The following is a 25,426-nucleotide window of genomic DNA, read 5'->3' on the forward strand; positions in this document are numbered from 1 at the left end:
CGGGACAAGAGCCGCGACCAAAAAAAGCACCCTAATGGGTGCTTTTTTCATGCCCGAGATTCACGCCGACAGGGGCTATTCTTCGCAGGCAAAGGCCAGTATTCGACCCAACATCTCGTCGCATCCGGCCAACTGCGCGACGCTGACGAACTCATCGGGCTTGTGCCCCTGCGCCATGCTGCCCGGCCCGCACACCACAGTGGCGATACCTGCCTGATCGAACAGCCCGCCTTCGGTGCCGAACGCCACTGTGGAGAACGCCCGCGAACCGCTGAACCGTGCGATCCAGCCAGCGGCCTCGCTGGCATGGCTCACGTCCAGGCCCGGATAGCTGGACAACTCGCTGAAGCGAATGGCGCTCTGGCCACCGACCGCACGCATGGCCGGCAGCAGCGTGTGCTCGGCGTAACGTTGCAGGGCCTGGGTCAACTGTCGCGGATCCTCGGCGGGCAGCGAGCGCACCTCGAAATCGAAGCGACAATGCTGGGGCACGATGTTGAGCGCCGTACCGCCCGCGATCACCCCCACCTGCACCGTGGAAAACGGCGGATCGAAGCGCTCGTTGCGTGCATCCGGGGTTTGCAGCGCATCGCCCAGCCGGCCCAGTTCGGCAATCAGCCGCGCGGCGTACTCGATGGCATTGACCCCGCTGGGCGCATGGGCCGAGTGACAAGCCAGCCCCTCCACCTCGCAGCGCATCGCCAGCTTGCCCTTGTGGCCGAGCACGGGCGCCAGTTCGGTCGGTTCGCCGATCACGCACAACATTGGCTGCACTGGCCGATGACGCAACGCTTCGAGCAGCGAGCGCACGCCCAGGCAGCCGACTTCCTCATCGTAGGACAGCGCGATGTGCAGCGGCCTGCGCAGTGGTGCCTCGACCCATGCCGGTACCTGCGCCAGCACGCAGGCGATGTAGCCTTTCATGTCGGCGGTGCCGCGGCCGTACAACCGGCCGCCCGCTTCGCTCAACTGAAACGGCGGATGGGTCCAAGCCTGGCCGTCTACCGGCACCACATCGGTATGGCCTGACAGGACGATGCCCGGCACATCCTCGGGACCGATACTGGCGAACAGATTGGCTTTGTTGCGAGCCTCGTTGTAGATCAGCTCGCTGCTCACGCCGTACTCTGCCAGGTAGCCCTGAACGAATTCGATCAGCGCCAGGTTCGACTCGCGGCTGGTAGTGTCGAAGGCCACCAACTGCGCCAGCAGATCACGGCTGGCGCTCATCGTGCGTCTCCCGGCACGCCGTAACCCGGCGCCACCGCCGGATTCAGAGCGCGGTCGAGATAGTCCTGCATCTGCGGTCGATAGGCCTGCCACAGCTGCTGCAACTCGCCCAAAGGATCGTGCTTGGCCCAGTCCACACGCAGGTCGACGATGGGCCAGGGCAGTTCACCCACTACTTTCAGCGCCGCAGAGTGCACCGGCCCGGCTTCGCCACCGGCGGCCAGACCGGCCAGCATGGCTTGCAGCAGGCGCTCGGCCAGGTGCCCGGAGGCTTTTTCGAACGCCTCGACCACAGCGTCGACCACCGTGGTGGCGGCCAGCATGTTGCCTGCCGCTACGCATTGCTCACCGCTGCGCGCATGGTGAATGCCCAAGGTCTGGCTACCACTGACATGGGCGCTCCGCCCCTGCGCATCGATGGCGATGATCTGCCGGTACTCACCGAAACCGTCGCGGCCCAGCACCTGCTGCAACGCCTCGGCGGGCGTCACCTGCCGTTCGAGCAGCACAAGCGTCTGCGGGCCAAGCGCCGGCAGGGTGATGTTCTGCGACGACACCGCCCCCACACCGGCCAGCAGCCAAGGGCAGCGGGCGCCCACCGCGATGCTCGAAGAACTGATGGCGATGCCCAACTGGCCGGTTTCGGCGCAACGCGCTGCGATGGAAAAGGTCATGGCAGAACACTCCTCATTCCGGGATAACGGCGATCACGTCGATTTCCATCAACCATTGCGGCTGGCCCAGGGCAGAGACTACCAGCCCCGTGGAAATCGGGAAGACGCCTTTGAGCCAGCGGCCTACGACGTGATAGACCGGCTCGCGATAGCGCGGGTCAATGATGTAGGTGGTGGTCTTGACGATGTGCGACAGGTCGCTGCCCGCCTCTTCCAACAACTGCTTGACGTTTTTCATGGCCTGCTCGGCCTGCGCGGCCGGGTCACCGAGCCCCACCAGGTTGCCGTCGAAATCGGTGCCCACCTGGCCACGCACATAGACGGTATTGCCGGCCCGCACAGCTTGGCACAGGTCATTGTCCAGGCTCTGATTGGGGTAGGTATCCTTGGTGTTGAACATCCGAATACGGGTATGGGTAACCATGAACAAAACTCCTTGGCGTGTGCGTCGAGCGGACGCCACACAGTAGTGATCAACAGCCTCGATCAAGCGTTGGCGCGCACTGGGGTAGGCATCTCGGCGGCCGACCTGGACTCGTCGTAGGCGCGGTATTTGCGTTGGGTGGCGATCTGGTCGGCGACATGCCGGGCGTCGTGCCATACCCCCCAGATGAAGGCAGAACCGCGCCGTGACAGCCAAGGCAGGCCGACGAAATAGATGCCCTGCTCGCTGCTCACACCACGCTGGTGACGCGGCTTGCCGTTGGCGTGGAAGGCGTCCACCTGCAGCCAGCTGTAGTCTTGCGAGTAACCGGTGGCCCAGATGATCGTGGACACGCCCGCCTTGGCCAGATCCAGCGCCTGCAGCGGCTGGGCGATGCAGGCCGCGTCGGCTATGCGCTCGCGGGCAGTCGGCTCCAGGGGCAAGTCCAGGCCATTGCGCTCGGCATAGGCATCGGCCGCATCGAGCAGGGCCAGATAGTTCTCGTCACCCCGGTCGAGGTTTTCATTCAGGTCTTGGGCAAAGGTGACGGTGCCATCGGCAAAACGCTCGGTCAGGCCGACCAGCACCATCCCGGCTTGCGCCAACCGACGAAAGTCCACGGTATGCCCGCCACGCGCGCCACTGACGGCAATGGTGACGTGCTCGCGGCCCGCCTGCACGGTCTCGCTGTCCCACAGCCCGAGCACACCCAGCCACCAGCAGAAATCCCGTCCGCGATAAGCACGCGGTGGCCGATCGTGCGGGCCAACCGACAGGTAGACCTTGCGCCCTGCGCGCAGCAGTTCCTCGGCGATCTGCACCCCGGAGGACCCCGCACCGACCACCAGCACCGCGCCTGCGGGCAATTGCTCAGGGTTGAAATAGTGTGCCGAATGGATCTGGTGGAGGGTTGAATCAGTGGGCGCGATGGCTGGGATGACCGGTTTCTGGAACGGCCCGGTGGCCGACACCAGATGCTTGACCGAATAGGTACCTGTGCTGGTTTCCACGGTGAACCCGGCGCGACCGACGTTGCGCGTCACTCGCTTGACCTCCACACCGGTCTTGATCGGCGCGTCGAATGTGCGCGCATAGGCTTCGAAATAATCGGCGACCTGCTCCTTGCCGGCGAAGCCGTCCGGGTCCATGTCGAACTCCAGGCCGGGGAACCGATCGTGCCAGGCCGGGCCGTTGGCCACCAATGAGTCCCAGCGGCCCGAGCGCCAGGCTTCGGCGATGCGAGCCCGCTCCAGTACCAGGTGAGGGATGCCCAGACGGCTCAGGTGCTCGCTCATGGCCACCCCGGCCTGGCCAGCACCCACTACCAGGGTGTCTATTTCGGTGATCTGTTGGTTCATCTTGGCATCCTTCGGCAGGCCGTCGAGGCTTGCCGCTGTCTTCATGAAAATTCGAAAGCCGGGCGCACGGCGTCCTGCGGCACCCGCGAGGCTGTGCAGAGCGCTCAGTGGATGTCGGGTGCTCAGTCCACCAGCGAGGGATCCGCCTGAATCATCAGGTGCTTCATTTCTTCGAAATGGCGCTGTGAAAAATCGCTGATCTTCTCCCAGTCCCGCGCGGTCTTTTCCGCCACGTCGTCGGCCAGCACCTTGAGTGGCTGACCGGTCGACCAGGCTGTCACCAGAATCTGGCAGGCGCGCTCCAGGGTCCAGATGTCATCGAACGCTTCGCCCACCGTGGGGGCAGTGACGATGACACCATGGTTGCCCATCAGCAGCCGACTCTTGTCCTGCAGCAGGCTGGCCAGGCGCGCGCCCTCGGCGCTGGTATCGGCCATGCCGCCATACAGTTCATCCACCGCGACGCGGTTGAAATAGCGCGCCGTGTTCTGGTCGACCGGCACGATCCTGGGCTGCGCCAGGCAGGCCACGGCGGTGGTGTAGACCGGGTGCAGATGCAGTACCACACGGGCATCGGGTAGACGCTGATGAACCTGACCATGGATCGACCAGGCGGTGGCGTCCACGTCCGGGCGCTGCGCGGCTTCGGCATCGTCGGCATCGAGCAGCAACAGATCGCTGGCCCGCAGGCGGGAAAAATGCACCCATTTGGGGTTGAGCAGGAACTGCTTGCCGTCGGCGCTGATGGCCGCACTGAAATGGTTGGCGACCGCCTCATGCATGCCCAGGTGGGCGATGATACGGAACGTCGCCGCCAGGTCGACGCGCGTCTGTTCTTCGAAACTCAGGGCCATGGCGCTGGGCACTCCGTTGGCACGTACCCGCGACGATCCACGGGCACTGTTGGCTGATCTTGATGCGCGATATCAGGGCTTGGGCATCAATGTGGCGATGTCATCGGCCGTCGGCGCCTGGAACTTGTACTTGGCCAGCAAGGCGGCGTACTCCGGGGTCTTGCTGTACTTTTCCAGGCCTTCGACCAGCGCATTCCTGACCGCATCGTTGCCCTTCTTCACGCCGAAGCCGTTGAGCACCGGGTAGATCAGGGTCTGCGAGGAAATCACCACGCGATTGCCCAGCTTGTCGACCACACCACGGGCGACCGCCGCGTCAGTGATCTGCGCCTCGACCGCGTGCGCCAGCATGGCCTGGGTGGCCTGTGGATCGGTGCCGTACTCGCTGATGGCGATCGGTTGCAGACCGTTCTTCACGCAGTACTCGGCAGACAGCTTCTGCAACTGCTGCAACCAGGACGTGGCACCCATGGAGCCGATCTTGCGGCCGCAGAACTCTTCAGGTGTCTTGGGCTGATAGTCACTGCCCTTCACCGCAAGAATCGACTCGCCGCTTTTCAGGTAAGGGACCATGTCGATCACCTTCAAGCGGTCGGCGGTGATGTACATCGACGAGTTGGTGATATCGAACCGTCCGGCCTGCAGTCCGCTGATCAGGTTGGGAAAGCGCGTGTCGATGTTTTCCGCAGTCATGCCCATGACCTTGGCCAGACCGTCGAGAAATTCGATATCGAAGCCGGCGGGTTTGTTCTTCTCCATGTACTCGTAGGGGAAGAACGTCATGTCGGAACCGGCGACGATCTTGCCGGGCTGCTGGAACGCCGAAGCGCTCAACGAGCTGGCAGCCAGGACGGCGCCGAACACGGCCATGGCAACGGGACGGACGATCAGGCTTGGCAATTTCATGGGGTATTCCTCGCAGTCAATGGAGTCAGGCTGTCGTCAGGTCGGTACCGGCCTGCTGGACGAAAAACGATGCACCCTTGGGTTTCTGGGGCAGGCGAACGTGGTGATCGGTGCTGCGCACCAGGCCGCTCTCGCGCCCGGTCACCAGGCGCCCGGCGTGCTCGCTGGGCAGCGGGTTGTCGGCCAGCGGCAAAGCGTCCTCGGCGGCGTAGACGCTGATGAACAGGGTTCGCGGATCTTCGGTGTGGTTGGGGCTTGAGGCATGCAGCAGACGGGTGTGCATGAAGCACACCGAACCGGGCGGACCGAAGCACGCCACCGGCGCCTGGCAGTGCTCATCGACCACGGCATCGGCCACCGCGCCGGTAAAACGCTCGTCGTGCCAGTGCGACCACAGCGGGCCTGTGTGGCTGCCGGGTATGACCTTGAGCGGGCCGTTCTGCGTGGTCACTTCGCTGACCATCAACAGCGCCGTCACCAGGTCATCGTTGCTGTGCGGGGTGAACAGGAAATCCTGGTGCCATTTCACCTGGGTGGCGGTGTGCGGCAACTTGGAGTTGATCTTGCTGTGGTGGAAGCGCGTGCCGGTACCGCCGATGAGTTGCCCGGCAATCTCGGCCATGCGCGATGCGAAGGCGGCCTGGCGATACGCCGGCGAAATCTCGGTGGGCGAGGCCACGCGGCGCAGCGAAGGATGGTCCGCGCGGTGATCGCTTTCCACATCGAAACGTGGTCGTCCATCCAGCGTTTTACCCCAGGCCAGGGACTGGCTGCGGCTGTCCTGAACCCACTGGTCGAAGTCCTGTTGCAGCGCGGCGACTTCAGACGCAGCCAGCACGTCCTCCACGACCAGAAAGCCATCTTGATGAAACCGGTCTATCTGCCATTGCTCGATCATGTTTGCTACTCGCACCAGTTAGGTTGGATTCAGGCCAACGAGACATCTTTGAGGAACGCTTCCACCCGCGGGTTGTGCCCACTACGCAGCGCCTGCGGGCTGTCATCGCAGACCACGCGGCCCTTCTCCATGAAGACGATGCGGTCGGAAACCTTGAAGGCGAAATTCATTTCGTGGGTCACGATGATCATGGTGATGCCTTCGCTGGCCAGCGCTTCGATGACCTGCAACACCTCGTTGACCTTCTCCGGGTCGAGCGCCGAGGTCGGTTCGTCGAACAGCATGATCTGCGGGCGCATCATCAGTGCACGGGCAATCGCCACGCGTTGCTGTTGGCCGCCGGACAATTGATGCGGATACTTCCAGGCATGGTCGAGCATGCCGACCTTATGCAGCAGGGCGTAGGCCTGCTGCCGGAGATCGGCCAGCGGCGCCAGGCGGTGATAACGCGGAGCCATGAGCAGGTTGTTGAGCACGGTCATGTGCGGGAACAGGTTGAAGCTCTGGAACACCATGCCGATGTTCAGGCGATGCTCGGCGTGCTCCACATAGCGCTGCGGCTGCGCGCCCTGTCGGTCCAGGTGAATGAACGGCTTGCCGTTGATCTTGATGTCACCGTTGTCGATCTGCTCCAGGCCGTTGAGCAGGCGAATCAGCGTGGTCTTGCCCGAGCCCGAAGGGCCGATGACCGACACCACTTCACCCGGCTGGATCTGCAAGCTCACCGCGCCCAGTACTTCGACGTCGTTATAGGCCTTGTGCAGTTTGGTCGCCTGCAGCGCGGGGCCAGTTGCGCCGCTGCCTGGCTGCGCCACGGCAGCCTTGTACTCGGTGGCCAGGCGCAGGACTTCGGCATCGGGCAGGCGCGCGGCCTTGGCCTGGGTCACGTCCAGATACCGCTCCAGGCGTTTGAGCAGAAAGTCGAACACGGTCACGATCAGCACGTAGAAGAACGCCACCCCGGCCATGGTTTCCATGACCAGAAAATTCTGCGAGTACAGGCGCTGACCCACCATGAGGATCTCGGTCAACGAGATCACCGACACCAGCGAGCTGAGCTTGACGATGGAGATGAATTCATTGGTGAGCGAAGGGAGTGCCACCCGCAACGCCTGGGGAATGACGATGCGCCATTGCGTGCCCGCAAAGCGCAGGCCCAAGGCCCGCGCGGCCTCGCTCTGGCCCTTGGCGATGGACAGCAGGCCACCACGATGGATCTCCGCGACGTAGGCGGTTTCACTGAGCACCAACGCGATCAGGCCGGCCCAGAACGGATTGGCCAGCACGGCCGATGTGGACGGCATTGCTTGCGGCAGGTTGTAGACGAATATCAGCAGCACCAACAGCGGCAGACTGCGAAACAGCCAGATATAACCGCGCGCTGGCAGATTGATCAATGGACGGGTGGACTGCTTCGCCAGGGCCAGAACAAAGCCCAGCACGATACTGATGACCCAGGTCAATACGCTGAGTTGAATCACGGTCCAGGCCGCCATCCAGAACTCGGTATCGCTGAGCAGACCAAACATGTATTTCCAGTCAAACGTCATCGTCGGCTCGCTCGGCAAGGTCAATAGTGATGGGTGACTTCCTGTCGGATCTGAACTTCGAACGTTGCTCGTTCTGCCCGTCTTGAAACCATCATGATTGATGCCAGGTCGTGCCGAAATTAGTAAATTCGGGCCCCTTGCATAGGAAAAACCTAAGCAGTCTCCATTCCAGAGAACTTCATTCGCGGCGCCTTCGCGTCATTCGATGGCATTGCTGCAAAGCGTTGAAAACAACTGCACGCTTTTAGCGCAACCTGTTTGCGTTCCTGTCGGGTACGAGACCTTTTGGTGCGAAACACCTGTCATGCCTTGATTCATTGGCTGCGCCGGAATGCCGCACTGCAAGAGTCCATTTCATCGGGCCGCCGGGGTCAGGCGCAGCGTGGGCTCGGGGGCCCCGCCAGTCTTTGTTGTCCCGGCTCAGCTGCGCACTGGCATGGTCTTCGCACACATAGGCAAAACCTATTCAGGCGGCGCCTGACTGAACGGCGCTGCCGAGGAGCTGAACTTGATGCACTTCACCCTTCGGCAACTCAAATACTTCGTGGCAGCCGTCGAACAAGACAGTATTGCCGAAGCCTCCAGACAATTGCATATATCGCAGCCGTCGATCTCCGTCGCCATCAAGAACCTGGAAGAAGCCTTCAATCAGCCTTTGTTCGTCCGCCATCATGCCCAAGGTGTTTCACTCACCGCTGGCGGCGGCCGGATCTATGAAAAGGCCAAGGAGTTACTGAGGCTGTCGCAAGAGCTGGAACAGGATTCACGTGCCGAGAATGGCAATGTTTCAGGCACCATTGCCATTGGCTGTTTCGAATCGGCGGCGCCTTTATACATGCCCAAGTTAGTGGCCGGATTCAAAAGCCTGTACCCGGAAGTTTCCATTCAGTTGTATGACGGCGAACAGCACGAACTGATGCATGGCCTTCATCGGGGCCGTTTCGACCTGGCTTTTCTCTATGATCTGGAGTTGGGCACGACCATACACAAACAGGCCCTCAACGCACCGCACAAACCCTACGCCCTGTTGCCTGCCGAGCATCCCCTGGCGCAGCAGGCGTCCGTGACCTTGCAGGCCCTGAGCCACGAGCCGATGATCCTGCTCGATGCCGTGCCCAGCCGTAGTTACTTTATGGATATCTTCACCGAGAAGGGCTATGCGCCAGTTGTGGCCTACAGCTCCCCTTCCATTGAAATGGTGCGCTGCATGGTAGGGCAAGGTCTGGGGTTTTCAGTGCTGGTGACGCGGCCGTGTACGCAGATGACATACGACGGCAAGCTGCTGGCTCACTTGGAGATCGAAGACGACATGCCGGCCTCGACCTTGGTGATGGCGCACCTGCGCAACAACCAGCCAAGTCGGGCGACCCGGCTGTTCATGGAGTACTGTTCGAGTGTGGAGCTGACACCGCCCGGGGCGGCGGCGTCTGCAATCCAGGCAGAACGAGAGGCTTACTGCCCAGCCTGATTTTCGCCCAGAATCAACTGACCCTGCTTGTTCACAGGGATCTGCGAACCGGGATCACGATCCATGCGCACCTGGCCGACTTTGCCATCGAGCTGGTACTTCACGTTGTACCCGACGACCTTGTCGCTGATGTCGTTGACGGTGTTGCAGCGCGTCTGGGTGGTGGTGTAGGTGTCACGGCCTTGCATGCCTTCCTGCACCTTGTTGCCCGCATAGCCACCGCCAACGGCGCCGGCCACGGTCGCGATCTTCTTGCCATTGCCACCGCCGACCTGGTTGCCGAGCAAACCACCTGCCACTGCACCAAGGACGCTGCCAACGATCTGATGCTGGTCCTGAACCGCCTTCTGCCGAGTCACGGTGACGTCCTTGCACACTTCGCGAGGCGTCTTGATCTGCTGTTTGATTGGCTCTGCGGCCAATACGTCAGCGTACTCGGGGCCCTTGTTCACGAGGCTGTAGGTTGCAACGGCGCCTCCGGCGGTAACACCGACTGCACCGAGCACTGCACCAATCAGCAACGATTTATTCACTTTGAACCTCCTGACTACACTCATGGCACGAAGCCACGCTTCCCTGCCTTGGAGCATAAAAAAAGGCGCGAGTTCAATACTCGCGCCTTTCGGGCCTTGCCGCCGGGACAGTCGAACGTCTTATGGACGGTCGTCGACCTGGTCCTTGGCCACTGGAGGAATCAGATCCTCGCTGCTCAGGTTCAGCCAGATCAGTACCACGTTGGCGATGTAGATCGACGAGTAGGTACCGGCCATCACGCCGATGAACAGCGCCAGCGAGAAGCCCCACAGGTTGTCGCCACCGAAGAACATCAGGGCGGCGATGGCCAGCAAGGTCGACACCGAGGTCGCCACGGTTCGCAGCAGCGTCTGGGTGGTGGACACGTTGATGTTCTCGATCAAGGACGCCTTGCGCATCACCCTGAAGTTCTCGCGAACCCGGTCGAATACCACGATGGTGTCGTTGAGCGAGTAACCGATGATGGCCAGTACCGCCGCCAGCACCGTCAGGTCGAAGGTGATCTGGAAGAACGACAGTAGGCCCACGGTGACGATCACGTCGTGGATCAACGACAGGATCGCGCCGACTGCGAACTTCCACTGGAAGCGGAACGCCAGATAGATGAGCACGCCGCCCAGCGCCAGCAACATGCCGAGGCCGCCCTGGTCGCGCAGTTCTTCACCCACCTGTGGGCCGACGAACTCGACACGCTTGACCGTGGCAGGGTTGTCGCCACCGACCGTCTGCAGCGCCGCCGCGACCTGGTTGCCCAATTGCGGGTCTTCACCCGGCATGCGCACCAGCAGGTCGGTGGTCGCACCGAAGTTCTGCACCACGGCATCGTGATAACCGGCTTTCACCAGTTCTTCACGCACCAGGCCCAGGTCGGCCGGCTTTTCGTAGGTCAGCTCGATGAGCGTACCGCCGGTGAAGTCCAGCCCGTAGTTCATGCCCTTGTGAAACATGCTGAACAACGCCAGCACGGTAAGGAGCACGGTGATGGCGAACGCAATATTGCGAACGCCCATGAAGTTGATGGTACGTAACATGGCAGCCCCTTAAATCCACAACTTCTTGAAGTCCCGACCGCCGTAGATCAGGTTGACCATTGCGCGGGTCACCATGATGGCCGTGAACATCGAGGTAAAGATCCCGAGGGACATGGTGACGGCGAAGCCCTTGACCGGGCCGGTGCCCATGGCGAAGAGAATGCCGCCGACCAGCAGCGTCGTCAGGTTGGCGTCGATGATCGCGGTGTAAGCGCGGTCGAAACCTTCGTGAATGGCGCGCTGGATGCTCATGCCATTGGCGATTTCCTCGCGTATGCGCGAGAAGATCAGCACGTTGGCGTCCACCGCCATACCCATCGTCAGCACGATACCGGCAATGCCCGGCAGCGTCAGGGTTGCCCCCAGCAACGACATCAGCGCCAGCAGCATGACCATGTTCAAGGCCAGTGCCACGGTGGCGATCACGCCGAAGAAGCGGTAGATGGCGATGATGAACAGCGAGACGAACAGCATGCCCCACAGCGATGCATCGACACCCTTGGTAATGTTGTCGGCGCCCAGGCTCGGGCCGATGGTACGTTCTTCGGCGAAGTACATCGGTGCAGCCAGACCACCGGCACGCAACAGCAGCGCCAATTCCGAGGATTCACCCTGGCCATTGAGGCCGGTGATGCGGAACTGGCTGCCCAGCGGCGACTGGATGGTCGCCAGGCTGATGATCTTCTTCTCTTCGGTGAAGGTCTGTACCGCAACGTCCTTCTCGACACCATTGACCGTCTGCTTGACGTAGCGCGTGGTCGGGCGCTGCTCGATGAAGATCACCGCCATGCTGCGGCCAACGTTGCTGCGCGTGGCACGGCTCATGAGGTCGCCGCCGTGGCCATCGAGCTTGATGTTCACCTGTGGCTGGCCGTGTTCGTCGAAGCTGGCCTGGGCATCGGTAACCTGGTCACCGGTAATGATCAGGCCACGCTCGACTGCCGCGGGAGCACGGTTGCCCTCGCGGAACTCGAAGGTCTCGGTGGTGGCCTTGGAATCATCCGGACCGGCACCGAGACGGAACTCGAGGTTGGCGGTCTTGCCCAGGATACGCTTGGCTTCGGCAGTGTCCTGCACGCCCGGCAGCTCGACCACGATGCGGTTGGCACCCTGGCGCTGGACCAGCGGCTCGGCCACACCCAGCTCGTTGACCCGGTTACGCACCGTGGTCAGGTTCTGCTTGATGGAGTATTCGCGGATTTCCGCGACCTTGGCCTGGGTCATGGCCAGGCGCAGCACCGACAACTCGCTGCGCTCGCTGGCAGTCAGGTCGAAATCGGTGAAACTCTTGCGGATCAGGGCTTGTGCCTGGTCGCGGGTAGCGGTGTCGCTGAAGCCCAGCTGAATGGCGCCATCCTGCTGCGGCAGGCTGCGGTAACGCACGCGCTCCTTGCGCAGCAGCGTTTTGACTTCGCCTTCGTAGACTTTCATGCGGGCGTCGAGCGCCTTGTCCATGTCGACTTCGAGCAGGAAGTGCACGCCACCGGACAGGTCGAGGCCCAGCTTCATCGGGCTTGCACCCAGGCTGCGCAACCACGGCGGCGTGGTCGGGGCCAGGTTCAGGGCCACTACGTAGTCATCGCCCAGCGCCTTGCGCACGACATCCTTGGCCGGCAACTGGTCTTCGGCCTTGGTCAGGCGCAGCAGACCGCCCTTGCCGTTTTCGGCCAGGGTCGCGGATTTGACCTGGATGCCGGCGGCATTGAGTGCCGTGCCGACGCGATCCAGATCCGCCTGATTGACCTGCAGCGAAGTGCTCGCGCCGCTGACCTGGATGGCCGCGTCATCAGGATAGAGATTAGGTGCGGAATAGATAAAACCGATCGCCAGCACCGCCAGGATCAGTACATATTTCCACAGAGGGTATTTGTTCAGCATCACGCCGCCCGTTCAAGACGCGGGGCGCCTTGCGCGCCCCGACATGGGTAAAAGTCTGCAGCTTAGATCGCTTTGAGCGTGCCTTTGGGCAGGGTCGCGGCGATGGCGCCCTTCTGGATTTTCAGCTCGACGGTGTCGGACACTTCGATGACCACGAAGTCGTCGGTGACCTTGTTGATCTTGCCGGCGATGCCGCCACTGGTGACCACTTCGTCACCTTTCTGCAGGTTGCCCAGCAGGTTTTTCTGTTCCTTGGCACGCTTGGCCTGCGGACGCCAGATCATCATGTAGAAGATGACCAGGAAACCGACCAGGAAAATCCACTCGAAGCCAGAGCCGGCAGGGCCAGCAGCCGGTGCAGCGGCGTCCGCGAAAGCGGCGGGGATCAAAAAGCTCATTCAACGCTCCAGTTACTTAGAAGTTATTGACTTAAAGTCTTTATAAAACGGTCAGTCCAAGGGCGGCACGGGCAGCCCGCGCTTGGCATAGAAGGCATCGACAAAGGCGGCCAATGTACCCTGTTGAATAGCCTCGCGCAAACCAGCCATCAGCAGCTGGTAATGACGCAAATTGTGGATGGTATTCAACATGCTACCGAGCATTTCGCCACACTTGTCCAAGTGATGCAGATAAGCGCGCGAGAAGTTGCGGCAGGTATAGCAATCGCAGGTAGGGTCCAGCGGCGAATCATCGTGGCGATGGAACGCATTGCGGATCTTCAGCACGCCCGTGTCGATGAACAGATGCCCGTTGCGCGCATTGCGCGTCGGCATCACGCAGTCGAACATGTCGACGCCGCGGCGCACACCCTCGACCAAGTCTTCGGGTTTGCCTACCCCCATAAGGTAACGAGGTTTGTCAGCCGGCATCAGGCCCGGCAGGTAGTCGAGCACCTTGATCATTTCATGCTTGGGCTCGCCCACGGACAGGCCGCCGATGGCCAGGCCATCGAAACCGATCTTGTCCAGGCCTTCGAGCGAACGCATGCGCAGGTTCTCGTGCATGCCGCCCTGAACGATGCCGAACAGCGCCGCGGTGCTCTCGCCATGTGCGTCCTTGGAGCGTTGCGCCCAGCGCAGCGACAACTCCATGGAAGTACGCGCGGTGTGCTCATCGGCTGGATAAGGCGTGCACTCGTCGAAAATCATCACTACGTCCGAGCCCAGGTCGCGCTGGACCTGCATCGACTCTTCCGGGCCCATGAACACCTTGGAACCGTCGACGGGGGACGCAAAATAAACGCCCTCCTCCTTGATCTTGCGCATGGCGCCCAGGCTGAACACCTGGAACCCACCGGAGTCGGTCAGGATCGGCCCTTTCCACTGCATGAAATCGTGCAGGTCACCGTGCGCCTTGATCACCGCAGTGCCCGGGCGCAACCACAGGTGGAAGGTATTGCCCAGAATCATCTGCGCACCGATCGCCTCGATGTCGCGCGGCAACATGCCCTTGACCGTGCCATAGGTGCCCACCGGCATGAACGCCGGGGTTTCCACCACGCCACGCGGGAAAGTCAGGCGGCCACGACGGGCCTTGCCATCGGTGGCCAGCAGTTCGAACGACATACGACAGGTGCGACTCATGCTTGATCCCCTGGCGCGGCTTCGCTGGGACCGCGAGGCGCCGGATTGCGGGTGATGAACATGGCATCACCGTAACTGAAGAAGCGGTACTCGTTGGCCACCGCCGCCGCATAGGCCGCCATGGCTTCGGGATAACCCGCGAACGCCGAGACCAGCATCAACAGCGTGGACTCCGGCAAATGGAAATTGGTGACCAGGGCATCGACCACATGGAACGGCCGCCCAGGAAAGATGAAGATGTCGGTATCGCCACTGAACGGCTTCAATACGCCGTCACGCGCCGCGCTTTCCAGCGAGCGCACGCTGGTGGTGCCTACCGCCACCACGCGACCACCGCGGGCCTTGCACGCCTGCACCGCATCGACCACGTCCTGGCTGACCTCCAGCCACTCTTTATGCATGTGGTGGTCTTCGAGCTTCTCGACCCGCACCGGCTGGAAAGTGCCGGCACCGACATGCAGCGTCACGAACGCGGTCTGGACCCCCATCGCCTCGATCTGCGCCAGCAGCGCCTTGTCGAAATGCAGCCCCGCCGTCGGCGCCGCCACCGCGCCGGCCTTCTCGGCGTACACAGTCTGATAGCGCTCGCGGTCGGCGCTGTCGTCGGGACGGTCGATGTAAGGCGGCAACGGCATGTGCCCCACTCGATCGAGCAGTGGCAGCACCTCTTCATTGAAGCGCAGCTCGAACAGCGCATCGTGCCGCGCGACCATCTCGGCCTCGCCGCCGCCGTCGATCAAGATCTTCGAACCCGGCTTGGGCGACTTGCTGGAGCGCACGTGGGCCAGCACGCGATGGCTGTCCAGCACGCGCTCCACCAGAATTTCCAGCTTGCCGCCCGATGCCTTCTGGCCAAACACCCGCGCCGGAATCACTCGGGTATTGTTGAACACCATCAGGTCGCCCGGCCTGAGAAAACCGGGCAGATCGGTGAATTGACGATGATCCAGCGCGCCGGATGGCCCATCGAGGACCAACAGGCGGCTGCCATGGCGCTCCGCCAACGGATGGCGAGCGATCAGGGAATCAGGAAGCTCGAAAGAGAAATCGGCGACGCGCATGATAGGGTTCGGCTGTATAGGGCTGAAAATTCTAGCAAAAATCTGCAAAATTGACCATGAAAGCTGATTGACCGGTGGTCGCGCCATCTCTATACTTCGCCGCCTGTAAGCCCTGATGGCGGAATTGGTAGACGCGGCGGATTCAAAATCCGTTTTCGAAAGGAGTGGGAGTTCGAGTCTCCCTCGGGGCACCAAATCAGAAAAAAGACCTTCGCGAAGGTCTTTTTTTTCGCCTGCGATTTCTCCCCACTCCCCTGTAGGAGCGGCCAGTGGCCGCGAAGGCGCCAGCCCAATCGCTGCCACTTGCGCGCCCATCCATCGCTCGACAGGCTCCGCCTCGACCACTGTTGCCCCCACCTTCTCTTGAACTGTACCTCACGCCACTCGCTCGATGCGCCTACCCTGTGAACTCAATCCACAGGAGCGCTCGTCATGCCGGATGCAGCCAACCTCTACCTGTTCGTTATCGCCGCGATGCTCCTGTTGGTCGTTCCCGGACCGAACATGGCCTTCGTCACCAGCCACGCGCTGGCCCACGGCTGGCGAGCCGGGGTGGCGGCTGCGCTGGGCATTTCGCTGGCAGACTTGCTGCTGACGCTGTTGGTCAGCGCCGGCATGGGCGCTGTCGTCATGAGTTGGGCGCCTGCCTTCGACTTGTTACGGCTGGCCGGTGCGTGCTATCTGTTATGGCTGGCCTGGCAAGCGCTGACGGCGCCGACTGGCGAAAGCGCCACACCCCGCCCCCTGGGTTCGATCCGCAAGATCTTCGTTCGCGCCACGCTCAACAGCTTGCTGAATCCCAAGGGCCTGCTGTTCTTCATGGTGTTTCTGCCGCAATTCGTCACTGTCGGCAACGCCAGTGTGACGGTTCAACTGGTCATGCTGGGTGTGCTGCTTATGCTGATCTCCCTGGTTTTTCACAGTGTGCTCGCACTGTGCGCGGGAACGCTGCGCGGACGGTTGAACAGCATGCCTCGGCGCTGGGCCAATTATGGCTTTGCGAGCGTGATGACAGCGCTGGCAGCACGACTTCTGTTTCTGGAGCGGCCGATATGATTCTCATCGGTCTACACATGCGGCCACAACGCGAAGGTTGCGGACAAGTCCTTGATAAGTAAATCTATGGATATTACTTATAAAAGACTTATAGAATGCCTGTCAATTCGGTTGCGTGGTTTCGTAAAGCAGTGAAACAGCTCATGAAACTTCAGCATCGGCACCAGCAACAGGTTCGCGATGCAGCAGGACTTCTCGCCAATATGCCACACGTTACAAATGTCAAAGCTCTGACTTCACATGGTTACGGCTACCGTTTGCGCGTTGGCAATTATCGCATCCTGTTCGACTGGGACGGTGCCATCGAGATTGTCAGCATTCAAGAGGTCAAGAAGCGCGATGAACACACCTACTGAAGTTCAGGTCATCAATGGCCCGGACGGGAAGCCAGCCTTTGTGGTCATTCCCTACGCCCAATACGTAGCGCAACACAACGCCAGCAACGGCCTGATTCCCCACGAAGTCGTGAGTCGTATGGTTGATGGTGCATCCGCGATCAAAGCATGGCGTGAGTATCTGGATCTAACCCAGGAGCAAGTTTCTCAACGCCTTGGAATCACCCAATCGGCCTATGCTCAGCAGGAAACCTCCGCCAAGCCACGCAAGCTCACTCGTGAGAAGATTGCCGCAGCATTTGGTATCAAGGCCGATCAACTGGCTCTATAGCTGCCTGCCCGATTCACCCCCGCGAACAAGGAGTTCCGCCCTTCACATGAGTAATGCCTACCGTACATTCTTCGCAACCCCAGGCGTCGTGGCTCTGTTACTGGCGGGTTCCATGGCCCGCCTTCCGCAGACCATGATCGGGCTGGGCCTCATCACCATGCTGGTGCATGAGACCGGCCGCTATTGGGTCGCAGGTGCGGTGGCGGGTACTTTTACCCTGACCAGCGCCGTGCTCGGGCCGATGATTTCAAAGCTGGTCGATCAGCGCGGCCAGCGCAGGGTGCTGGCGCCCGTCGCGGCGTTCAGTATCGGCATGCTCCTGGCCCTGATTGGCGCCGTGCATTGGCATGCGCCGCTGCCGGTGTTGTTCGCGCTGGCCGCCCTCGCGGGGGTGCTCCCCAGTTTCGGAGCAATGATCCGCGCACGCTGGGCCTACCTGTTTCGCGGAAAACCACAACTGCACGCCGCGTACTCCCTGGATACAGTGCTGGTGGAGTTCACCTTCATCGTCGGTCCACCGTTGTCCATCGCCTTGAGCAGCGGTCTGTTTCCACAAGCTGGCCCGCTGGTGGCCGCCGTGTTGTTGGCCGTGGGCGTGGTTGCCTTTCTGCGCCAGCATGAAACCGAGCCGCCGCCGGTGCCGGCGGTCAAGGGTCCCTCCACTTCCCCGCTGCGCATTCCTGCCTTGCGGATCATCGTGGTGGCGATGCTGGCGCTGGGGTTGCTCGGCGGCTCGGTCGATGTGGCGGTAGTGGCTTTTGCCAAGGAGCAAGGCTGGGCAGCGGCCGCCAGCTTTATTCTCGCGGGGTTCGCTGCAGGGTCGATGGTTGCCGGGATCACGTTCGGGACAGTGAGAAGTGGGCTGGCGTACGAAACTCAGTTGCTGATCGGCGCGGTATTCACTGCCGTGGCGACGACGTTGCCGATTTTCGCGTCCAACGTGTACTGGCTCACCGGATTGCTGTTCATCACCGGCATGTCGTTCGCACCGACGCTGATCGTGGTGATGAACATCGGCACGAAAATCCTGCCGCCCGGCAAGATCACCGAAGGGCTGACCTGGCTGAGTACAGGGGTCAGTGTCGGCATCGCGATGGGTGGGGCAGTCGCCGGTATGGTCATCGACCACTTCGGTACTCGCGCCGGATTCGCCGTTGCCATCGGTGCCGGGCTGTTGATGCTGACCGCCGTGCTCACAGGGCTGCGTACGCTGCAGGCAACTTCGGCGAGCGAGGTTATCGTGCCTGGCTGACACGCCCCTGTCACATCCCCACGCTTACATAGCCCTTTCACTTTCCAAGGGCTATGCCATGACCATGTTCGATCTCAAGCGCCGTCGCCTCGTGCAAGCCGTGGGGGCAGGCTTTCTGTTGCCTGGGCTGGCGCCAGCGGTGATCGCCTCGGTCAAGGACCGGCCACAACTGACTGACGGCGTGCAGTCCGGCGACCTGATGGGCGACAGGGCCATGGTCTGGAGCCGCTGCGACCGCCCGGCACGCATGGTGGTGGAATGGGATACGCGCAGCATGTTCACCAACCCTCGCCGTTCGGTATCGCCACTGGCCGACGCGGGCAGCGATTTCACCGCGCGGGTCGAACTCAGCGGCCTGCCGGTGGACCAGGCGATCTTCTATCGCGTGCAGTTCGAAGACGCGCAGACCGGCGTCAGCAGCGAGCCGTGGTTCGGCCATCTGCGCAGCGAGCCTTCGCAGCGTCGCGACATCCGCTTCGTGTGGAGCGGCGACACAGTGGGCCAGGGCTTCGGTATCAACCCTGATATCGGCGGCATGCGCATCTACGAAGCCATGCGTCTACGCCTGCCGGATTTCTTCATCCACAGCGGCGATACCATCTACGCCGACGGGCCGGTGCCAGCCACGGTGACCACCGAGAATGGCCGCGTATGGCGCAACATCACCACCGAAGCCAAGAGCAAGGTGGCGGAAACTCTGGACGAGTACCGCGGCAACTACCGCTACAACCTGATGGATGAAAACGTGCGGCGCTTCAATGCCGAGGTGCCGCAGATCTGGCAGTGGGACGACCACGAGGTGACCAACAACTGGTCACCCAGCAAGCAACTCGACGCGCGCTACCAGAACCGCGACATTCGCCATCTGGTCGGCAACGCGCGTCAGGCGTGGCTCGAGTACGCGCCCATGCGCCTGCAGCGCGCCGACAACGGCGGGCGTATCTACCGCAAGCTCAGCTACGGTCCGATGCTGGATATCTTCGTATTGGACATGCGCAGCTACCGCAGTGGCAACGATGACAATCTGGCGGCCAGCCCCGAGGCCCGGACGGCGTTTCTTGGACAGGCGCAACTGGACTGGCTGAAGTCCGGACTCAAAGGGTCGCAGGCTCAATGGAAAGTCATTGCCGCCGATATGCCCATCGGCTTGGGTGTCCCGGATGGAGAGGTGAGTCCAGGCGTCGGGCGCTGGGAGGCAATCGCCAACGGCGATGATGGCGCCGCCAAGGGGCGCGAGCTGGAGATCGCCGAGCTGCTCGGCTTCGTGCGCCAGCAAAAAGTTGTCAATACGGTCTGGCTGACTGCCGACGTACACTACTGCGCCGCGCATCACTACCACCCCGACCGCGCCGCCTTCCAGGACTTCGAACCGTTCTGGGAATTCGTCGCCGGGCCACTGAACGCCGGCAGCTTCGGCCCCAACCCGCTGGATGCCACCTTTGGTCCGCAGGTGGTGTTCCAGAAAGCACCGCCGGCCCAGAACACCTCACCGTTCGCCGGTTTCCAGTTTTTCGGCGAAGTACAGATCGAGGGCCAGAGCGGAGAAATGACCGTGCAACTGCGTGATCTGGATGGCGTGGTGGTGTTCGAGAAGAAGCTGCAGCCGGTTTGACACTCATTGCACCGCACACATCCGGACAAATAGCCGCGGCGGGGGCGGTGCAATGGCTCAACTGCCAAGGCCCGGCAGTACCAGGCACGCGGCCAACCCTATGAGGGCGGTGCCGATCACCCGATCGACAACGTGTTGTTTCTCCAGCATCCGCCGACGCAGCGGCCCGGACGAGAAGAACAGCGCCACGATGCTGAACCACACCCAGTGCGAGAACGACATGAACAAGCCATAGGCAAAGTTCGTCATTATCGAACTGCCCGCCTGTACGACCTGACTGTAAGTGGCTACCACAAACAACATGGTCTTGGGATTGAGGGCATTGGTGAAGAAGCCTGTCCGAAACGCGCTCCACAATGACGGCGCCCCGCCTCCCACGTTGGCCAATGCCAACTTGGAGGTGTTGAGCAACGAGCGCACGCCCAGGTAGATGAGATAACCGGCACCCAGCCATTTCATGCCCATGAACAACAGTGGCGACTGAGTGATGATCACGTCCCGTCAACGTTTCTTGAAAGTGACGACCAGGACATCCCGGTGGGCAGGTCGATCGGGGTGTATGGGGATGACGGCGCTGACGCCGTGTCGAACCTGCTCATCGTTGAGCAGGGCGGCTTCCAGTTAATGGATCATCGAGTGCCTTGCCAGCAGCCGCAAGTCATTGTCGTAGATGGACGTCTCGCCCTCCATCACGTTGACTCGATTGACCAGCAGCATGCATTCGACGCGACGATTTTCGCTGGGACGATTCAGTCGAAAGTGCTGCGTTGTGTCCTGAATGGGTCGGTCCGGTTTGCGCACCCGCCTTGGCGGAATCGGTGAGGCGATTGAGTGGCGTGCACGTGCTGCGCAGCAGCACACGACCGGCTGCCTGGGAGCAGTGGCTGCGACTGGCGAAGAAAGTGCCAGGGGAAGTGGCAACGGTCGAGTACGAGCATTTCTACCTGTGCCTGCAGGCCGCTACTGCTGGGTTGGGCGTAAGCGTGGCGTCACTGTTGATGGTTCAAGAGGAACTGGCATCCGGGCAACTGGTAGCGCCCTTCGGCTTTACTTGCGATGGTTCGAAGTACGTGGTGCTGTCCCCGCGATTGCCGGAAGAAAGCACCAAATGTGCCGTCTTCAGTCAGTGGTTGAACGGGCAGGCAGAGGCATCGGTCGCCCGGACACTTTCCCACAGACGCTGATCCGCATTTCACCCCTCCCTGCACGAATTAAAGGTGACCTCGACGACCTTGGGCTACGCTTTGTCTGATAACGCCCGCCGCGGCTGGTTGGGCGTTGCGCTGTGCAATCAGCCTGGCGACAACAACCGCGCTAGCAAGCGTGCGAGGGCGAACATGAGCAATTTCGACGAAGGCAGTGGCTCCAAGAACATCAAGAGCTTGACCGAAAGACTTCTGACTTTCCTTCCCACCACGGCCGTAAAAGGCTATCTGCAGGGTGCCAGCTCGTTCGACAAGGGCCGCCCTGATTACCCCAGGGAACTGGACAACTGGCTGCGCGAGATCATGCAGATCAAGCCGCACAGCAAATGGGACCCACCCCATACAACGGTGCTCGACCTGGGCTCGGGCACTGGCAAGTTCATTCCGCGGCTGGTCGACATCGGCGCCGAGGTGTTCGCGGTGGAACCGGTTGCCGCCATGCGCGAGAAGCTGGAACTCAACTGGGGCGACAAGCCCTACGTGAAAATACTCGAGGGTGCTGCCGAAGAGATCCCGTTGAAAAACGAATCAGTGGATGCGGTGATCTGCGCGCATTCGTTCCACTGGTTTGCCAAACCCGAGGCCATGAAGGAAATCCACCGGGTGCTCAAGCGCGGCGGACGCTTGGGAATGATCTGGAACCTGCGCGATACCCGCGAGGACTGGGTACGTCAGGTGGCTGACGTGGTCAGCGCGGTGGCCGGTGACAGCCCGCGGTTCTACACCCAACAGTGGCGCGAAATGTTCCCGCACAAGGGCTTCGCGCATCCGCTGGTGGAAAAGCACTTCACCCATTCTCACACCGGCACGCCGGAAGACGTGATTCTCAACCGGGTACGCTCCATCAGCTTCATCTCTACCCTCTCCCCTGAACAGCAGGAGCCGATTTTCCAGAAAGTCCGCGAGATCATTGCCACCCACCCCCAGCTCAAGGACAAGCAGGAGGTCACCGTGCCCTACGACACCGTGGCCTTTCATACCGTGAAGATTCTCTAGACCCCTCCTGGCGCCCAGCGGGCTCAGTGCACTGGCGTAAGCCCGCTTTCCTGAATGGCGAGACGGGCTGCCGGTGTGCTCAGGTACTGCAGCAAGGCAGCGGCCTCTTCAGGGTGGGCGCTGGTGCGCGTGACACCACCTGAATACAGGGTCATCTTCTGCACCGCATCGGGAATCAGGCCGACGATGTCGATACCCGGCACTGCCTTGAGTTCGCTCAGCTGCTGGAAACCCAACTGAACATCGCCTCGAGCGACCACGGCCCCCACGGGCTCGCTGTCCACCAGGCTGCTTTTGTCGCGAAGCTGTTCGGCGAGTTTCATGCGCGGAAACAGCAGGTGCGACAGGTACAGGCCGCTGGTGCTGTTGGAGTAGGCCAGCGAGCGGGCGTCGAGCAGGGTCTTGCGGAAGGCGTCGACACTGCCGATGTCCGGCTTGGCCTCACCTTGGCGGACGGCCATGGCGATGAAAGACTTGCCGACATCCACGCGAGGTTCGCGTTGCACTTCACCCAGTTGAATGAGTTTGTTCAACGCGGCGTCTTCGGTGAGCACCAGATCGGCTCGCTCACCGCGCTCCAGCCGGCTGGAGATCGCCATCGGGTTGTCGCCGATGGCAGGCGAAGGCAGCACGGTGACCTTGATGCCGGTGGCTTTTTCGTATTCGACGACGATGGTCTGCATGGCACTGACCACGCCGCCGGACCCGAGCAGGGACAACTGCACCGGTGGTGGCGCCTTCTGTGCGTGGGCGGCGCTGGAGCCGAGCAATACACAAGCCAGCAGTGCGCTGGTGAGCCGTTTGGTCATGACGATATGATCCTGAAAGTGAAGATGAAGCCTGGCCGGTGACTGGCCAGAGGCACAGCGGACGAATGCGGTGATGGTAGACCGCCTCGCGAAGAATGATCAGTTTACGCGCAATCGGCCAAAAGCCAGGATCAGGTTGCCATTTAAAAAGGTGATGTTCGGCAATTGCAACGTAGAGAAACAATTTCAACCTTCGTGGCGCGAACGAGCGATGAAGGCAATACCGACATTTTGGCAAGATCTGTGGGGTAACTGTCATTTACCCTTTAACCGTTCAGCTCGATGATGCGTGCTCCAGACTGGAGTCACCCCATGTCCAAGGCCTTGCCCCCCGAACTGCAGATTTTCGACCGCCCTTTGCAAGTCGTCATCCTGCTCTACCCCGGCATCGAGATTCTCGACTTCGCCGGGCCCTACGAAGTGTTCAGCGTTGCCACCCGCGTTGCGCTGCGCGACGGCCTGAGTGAGCATGCGCCATTCGTGGTCAGCACGGTCGCAGCCAGTCGCGAATTGCTCACCGCCCGCTACGAGCTGCGGGTGCAGCCAGACGCCCAGTTCGATGAAGACCTGCACTGTGATGTGCTGATCGTGCCGGGGGGCGTGATCGACCAACCCGTCAACGACCCGAACACGCTCGCCTGGCTACGTCGGATGGCAGCGACGACAGGATTGCTCACTTCGGTGTGCAGCGGCGCATTGATCCTGGCCAAGGCGGGGTTGCTGGAGGGGCAGAGCGTCACCACCCATTGGGCCGACATCCAGGAGCTGCGCGACAGCTACCCGGACCTCGATGTGCGGGAAAATGTGCCCTATGTCGACGCTGGCAGCGTGGTCACCAGTGCCGGGATTTCGGCCGGCATCGACATGAGCCTGCATCTGGTGGCACGCCTGCTCGGTGCCGATGCGGCGCGTATCACCGCCCGCCAGATGCAGTATGAATGGCACGACACGCCAGGCTAGAACCTCAGCCCTTGTCGGCCCGGAACATCTGGCGGATGCCACGCACGGCCTGCCGAATGCGATCCTGGTTTTCGATCAGCGCAAAGCGTACATGGTCATCGCCATAGTCACCGAAGCCGATGCCGGGCGAGACGCAGACCTTGGCTTCGGCCAGCAGCTTCTTGGCGAACTCGAGCGAGCCCATGTGCGCGTAGGCCTCGGGAATCTTGGCCCAGACATACATCGACGCCTTGGGGTTCTCGACCATCCAGCCCAGTTCGTGCAAGCCTTTGACCAGCACGTTGCGGCGCTGGCGGTACTGCTCGGCGATGTCTTTCACACACTGCTGATCACCTTCGAGCGCAGCGATGGCTGCGACCTGCAACGGGGTGAACGTGCCGTAGTCGTGATAGCTCTTGATGCGTGCCAAAGCATTGACCAGCTCGGGATTGCCGACCATGAAGCCGATTCGCCATCCGGCCATGTTGTAGCTCTTGGACAGCGTGAAGAATTCGACGGCGATGTCCTTGGCGCCAGGCACTTGCATGATCGACGGCGCTTTCCAGCCGTCGTAGACGATATCGGCATAGGCCAGGTCGTGCACCACCAACACGTCGTAGCGCTTGGCGAGGGCCACCACCCGCTCGAAGAAATCCAGCTCCACACACTGTGCGGTCGGGTTGGACGGGAAGCCCAGAATCATCATCTTCGGCTTGGGAATGGATTCGCGGATCGCCCGCTCCAGCTCGTTGAAGAAGTCCACACCCGGCACCAGCGGGACCGAGCGCACCTGGGCGCCGGCGATCACCGCACCGTAGATATGGATCGGGTAGCTGGGATTGGGCACCAGCACGGTATCACCCTGGTCGAGCGTGGCCAGCATCAGGTGCGCCAGGCCCTCTTTCGAGCCAATGGTAACGATGGCTTCGTCTTCAGGGTCGATATCGACCTGATAGCGGTCCTTGTACCAGCGCGAAATGGCCCGGCGCAGCCGCGGGATACCGCGGGAGGTGGAGTAGCCATGAGTGTCTTCGCGCTGGGCAACGGTCACCAGCTTGTCGACGATATGGGGTGGCGTGGCGCCGTCGGGATTGCCCATGCTCAGGTCGATGATGTCTTCGCCGCGCCGACGCGCAGCCATCTTCAACTCGGCGGTGATATTGAACACATAGGGGGGGAGACGATCGATGCGCGCAAAGCGGCGCGGGCGAACAGGTTCGGCCATGACTTCCTCGGATACGTAAGCGCCCGGAACCGTCCGAGCGACGTTGGCCACTGCGGTGGCCAGCCCGAAAGATAACGGGACCGATGCGGGGATGTAAAGCGCAATATGCGCTGCGCCCCCCATCTGTGGGAGCGGGCTCTGCCCGCGAAGGCCGCACTGCGGACCCCAACCTTTGCCCCAAAAAAAAGCCCCGGAACTGTTCGGTCCGGGGCGTTTT

Annotated in this window: 26 protein-coding genes, 1 tRNA gene and 1 pseudogene; 10 read left to right on the forward strand and 18 right to left on the reverse strand. The window is 61.6% G+C overall.

Going from position 1 to position 25,426, the window contains the following annotated elements; all coding sequences use genetic code 11:
• Nucleotides 1-75: 75 nt before the first annotated feature.
• The 8 genes from argE to IFT57_RS04610 all read right to left on the reverse strand — a co-directional run bounded on the left by argE (nucleotide 76) and on the right by IFT57_RS04610 (nucleotide 7,894).
• Nucleotides 76-1,230, reverse strand: coding sequence for an acetylornithine deacetylase (gene argE / locus IFT57_RS04575; protein ID WP_192150703.1), 1,155 nt, complete (start codon nucleotides 1,228-1,230; stop codon nucleotides 76-78).
• On the reverse strand, nucleotides 1,227-1,904 hold the full coding sequence (locus tag IFT57_RS04580) for a DUF1028 domain-containing protein (RefSeq protein ID WP_192150705.1): 678 nt from the start codon (nucleotides 1,902-1,904) through the stop codon (nucleotides 1,227-1,229). The genes argE and IFT57_RS04580 overlap by 4 nt, the downstream gene beginning before the upstream one ends.
• Before the next feature lie 13 nt (nucleotides 1,905-1,917).
• Nucleotides 1,918-2,328 carry a RidA family protein gene (locus IFT57_RS04585; RefSeq protein WP_122713495.1) on the reverse strand — a complete coding sequence of 137 codons (411 nt, stop codon included), beginning with the start codon at nucleotides 2,326-2,328 and terminating at the stop codon, nucleotides 1,918-1,920.
• Between the two features lie 62 nt (nucleotides 2,329-2,390).
• Nucleotides 2,391-3,686 (reverse strand): flavin-containing monooxygenase, encoded by a 1,296-nt coding sequence (locus IFT57_RS04590; RefSeq protein WP_192150707.1) that lies wholly within the window; start codon nucleotides 3,684-3,686, stop codon nucleotides 2,391-2,393.
• A gap of 122 nt (nucleotides 3,687-3,808) precedes the next feature.
• Nucleotides 3,809-4,540 carry a class II aldolase and adducin N-terminal domain-containing protein gene (locus tag IFT57_RS04595; RefSeq protein WP_122713496.1) on the reverse strand — a complete coding sequence of 244 codons (732 nt, stop codon included), beginning with the start codon at nucleotides 4,538-4,540 and terminating at the stop codon, nucleotides 3,809-3,811.
• 72 nt (nucleotides 4,541-4,612) lie between these two features.
• Complete coding sequence (locus IFT57_RS04600) at nucleotides 4,613-5,446, reverse strand: transporter substrate-binding domain-containing protein (protein ID WP_192150709.1); 834 nt, start codon at nucleotides 5,444-5,446, stop codon at nucleotides 4,613-4,615.
• Nucleotides 5,447-5,471: 25 nt separating this feature from the next.
• Nucleotides 5,472-6,344, reverse strand: coding sequence for a phytanoyl-CoA dioxygenase family protein (locus tag IFT57_RS04605; RefSeq protein WP_192150711.1), 873 nt, complete (start codon nucleotides 6,342-6,344; stop codon nucleotides 5,472-5,474).
• Between the two features lie 29 nt (nucleotides 6,345-6,373).
• Nucleotides 6,374-7,894 (reverse strand): amino acid ABC transporter permease/ATP-binding protein, encoded by a 1,521-nt coding sequence (locus IFT57_RS04610; protein ID WP_192150713.1) that lies wholly within the window; start codon nucleotides 7,892-7,894, stop codon nucleotides 6,374-6,376.
• 508 nt (nucleotides 7,895-8,402) lie between these two features.
• Here IFT57_RS04610 and IFT57_RS04615 point away from each other — a divergent pair.
• Nucleotides 8,403-9,362, forward strand: coding sequence for a LysR family transcriptional regulator (locus tag IFT57_RS04615; RefSeq protein WP_122713499.1), 960 nt, complete (start codon nucleotides 8,403-8,405; stop codon nucleotides 9,360-9,362).
• Here IFT57_RS04615 and IFT57_RS04620 read toward each other — a convergent pair.
• From IFT57_RS04620 to queA, 6 genes are all read right to left on the reverse strand, one after another.
• Entirely contained in the window at nucleotides 9,347-9,895 is a 549-nt protein-coding gene (locus IFT57_RS04620; RefSeq protein ID WP_122713500.1) for a glycine zipper 2TM domain-containing protein, read from the reverse strand. The two genes, IFT57_RS04615 and IFT57_RS04620, sit on opposite strands and share 16 nt — an antisense overlap.
• 120 nt (nucleotides 9,896-10,015) lie before the next feature.
• Nucleotides 10,016-10,927, reverse strand: a complete 912-nt coding sequence (gene secF, locus IFT57_RS04625) for a protein translocase subunit SecF (protein WP_122479566.1) — start codon at nucleotides 10,925-10,927, stop codon at nucleotides 10,016-10,018.
• Between the two features lie 9 nt (nucleotides 10,928-10,936).
• Nucleotides 10,937-12,805: a protein translocase subunit SecD gene (gene secD / locus IFT57_RS04630; RefSeq protein WP_122713501.1), complete on the reverse strand. Its 1,869-nt coding sequence runs from the start codon at nucleotides 12,803-12,805 to the stop codon at nucleotides 10,937-10,939.
• A gap of 62 nt (nucleotides 12,806-12,867) precedes the next feature.
• Nucleotides 12,868-13,203 (reverse strand): preprotein translocase subunit YajC, encoded by a 336-nt coding sequence (yajC, locus tag IFT57_RS04635; protein ID WP_122479568.1) that lies wholly within the window; start codon nucleotides 13,201-13,203, stop codon nucleotides 12,868-12,870.
• 51 nt (nucleotides 13,204-13,254) lie between these two features.
• Nucleotides 13,255-14,370, reverse strand: coding sequence for a tRNA guanosine(34) transglycosylase Tgt (tgt, locus tag IFT57_RS04640; protein ID WP_163007623.1), 1,116 nt, complete (start codon nucleotides 14,368-14,370; stop codon nucleotides 13,255-13,257).
• A 14-nt stretch (nucleotides 14,371-14,384) separates the two neighbouring features.
• Nucleotides 14,385-15,449 (reverse strand): tRNA preQ1(34) S-adenosylmethionine ribosyltransferase-isomerase QueA, encoded by a 1,065-nt coding sequence (gene queA, locus IFT57_RS04645; protein ID WP_192150715.1) that lies wholly within the window; start codon nucleotides 15,447-15,449, stop codon nucleotides 14,385-14,387.
• Between the two features lie 109 nt (nucleotides 15,450-15,558).
• Here queA and IFT57_RS04650 point away from each other — a divergent pair.
• The 6 genes from IFT57_RS04650 to IFT57_RS04675 all read left to right on the forward strand — a co-directional run bounded on the left by IFT57_RS04650 (nucleotide 15,559) and on the right by IFT57_RS04675 (nucleotide 20,035).
• Nucleotides 15,559-15,643, forward strand: a tRNA-Leu gene (locus IFT57_RS04650).
• A 238-nt stretch (nucleotides 15,644-15,881) separates the two neighbouring features.
• On the forward strand, nucleotides 15,882-16,505 hold the full coding sequence (locus tag IFT57_RS04655; RefSeq protein ID WP_192150717.1) for a LysE family translocator: 624 nt from the start codon (nucleotides 15,882-15,884) through the stop codon (nucleotides 16,503-16,505).
• 95 nt (nucleotides 16,506-16,600) lie between these two features.
• Entirely contained in the window at nucleotides 16,601-16,861 is a 261-nt protein-coding gene (locus IFT57_RS04660; protein ID WP_192150719.1) for a type II toxin-antitoxin system RelE family toxin, read from the forward strand.
• A complete protein-coding gene (locus tag IFT57_RS04665; protein ID WP_192150721.1) occupies nucleotides 16,845-17,171 on the forward strand; it encodes a helix-turn-helix domain-containing protein in 327 nt (108 codons plus the stop codon). Before IFT57_RS04660 ends, IFT57_RS04665 begins: the two co-directional genes overlap by 17 nt.
• 46 nt (nucleotides 17,172-17,217) lie before the next feature.
• Nucleotides 17,218-18,423, forward strand: a complete 1,206-nt coding sequence (locus IFT57_RS04670) for an MFS transporter (RefSeq protein WP_192150723.1) — start codon at nucleotides 17,218-17,220, stop codon at nucleotides 18,421-18,423.
• Between the two features lie 58 nt (nucleotides 18,424-18,481).
• Nucleotides 18,482-20,035, forward strand: a complete 1,554-nt coding sequence (locus IFT57_RS04675; protein ID WP_192150725.1) for an alkaline phosphatase D family protein — start codon at nucleotides 18,482-18,484, stop codon at nucleotides 20,033-20,035.
• 57 nt (nucleotides 20,036-20,092) lie between these two features.
• Here the strand turns inward: IFT57_RS04675 and IFT57_RS04680 are convergent.
• Nucleotides 20,093-20,530 (reverse strand): annotated as a pseudogene (locus IFT57_RS04680) (LysE family translocator); the annotation flags it as partial.
• A gap of 6 nt (nucleotides 20,531-20,536) precedes the next feature.
• Nucleotides 20,537-20,656, reverse strand: coding sequence for a 2OG-Fe dioxygenase family protein (locus IFT57_RS27235; protein WP_192150900.1), 120 nt, complete (start codon nucleotides 20,654-20,656; stop codon nucleotides 20,537-20,539).
• A 98-nt stretch (nucleotides 20,657-20,754) separates the two neighbouring features.
• On the opposite strand from IFT57_RS27235, the gene IFT57_RS04690 reads away from it, so the two are divergent.
• The gene (locus IFT57_RS04690; protein WP_192150902.1) at nucleotides 20,755-21,219 is read left to right on the forward strand and encodes a LysR substrate-binding domain-containing protein; all 465 of its coding nucleotides are present in this window, start codon (nucleotides 20,755-20,757) and stop codon (nucleotides 21,217-21,219) included.
• A 153-nt stretch (nucleotides 21,220-21,372) separates the two neighbouring features.
• Entirely contained in the window at nucleotides 21,373-22,236 is an 864-nt protein-coding gene (locus tag IFT57_RS04695) for a class I SAM-dependent methyltransferase (RefSeq protein ID WP_192150727.1), read from the forward strand.
• Nucleotides 22,237-22,259: 23 nt separating this feature from the next.
• Here IFT57_RS04695 and IFT57_RS04700 read toward each other — a convergent pair whose 3' ends face one another.
• Nucleotides 22,260-23,045: a substrate-binding domain-containing protein gene (locus IFT57_RS04700; RefSeq protein ID WP_122713507.1), complete on the reverse strand. Its 786-nt coding sequence runs from the start codon at nucleotides 23,043-23,045 to the stop codon at nucleotides 22,260-22,262.
• Nucleotides 23,046-23,357: 312 nt separating this feature from the next.
• On the opposite strand from IFT57_RS04700, the gene IFT57_RS04705 reads away from it, so the two are divergent.
• The gene (locus IFT57_RS04705; RefSeq protein ID WP_192150729.1) at nucleotides 23,358-24,005 is read left to right on the forward strand and encodes a DJ-1/PfpI family protein; all 648 of its coding nucleotides are present in this window, start codon (nucleotides 23,358-23,360) and stop codon (nucleotides 24,003-24,005) included.
• Between the two features lie 4 nt (nucleotides 24,006-24,009).
• Here IFT57_RS04705 and alaC read toward each other — a convergent pair whose 3' ends face one another.
• Complete coding sequence (gene alaC / locus IFT57_RS04710) at nucleotides 24,010-25,209, reverse strand: alanine transaminase (protein WP_122713509.1); 1,200 nt, start codon at nucleotides 25,207-25,209, stop codon at nucleotides 24,010-24,012.
• Nucleotides 25,210-25,426: the final 217 nt, after the last annotated feature.

This window comes from Pseudomonas sp. CFBP 13719 (assembly GCF_014842095.1).
In the GTDB taxonomy this organism is placed as follows: Bacteria; Pseudomonadota; Gammaproteobacteria; order Pseudomonadales; family Pseudomonadaceae; genus Aquipseudomonas.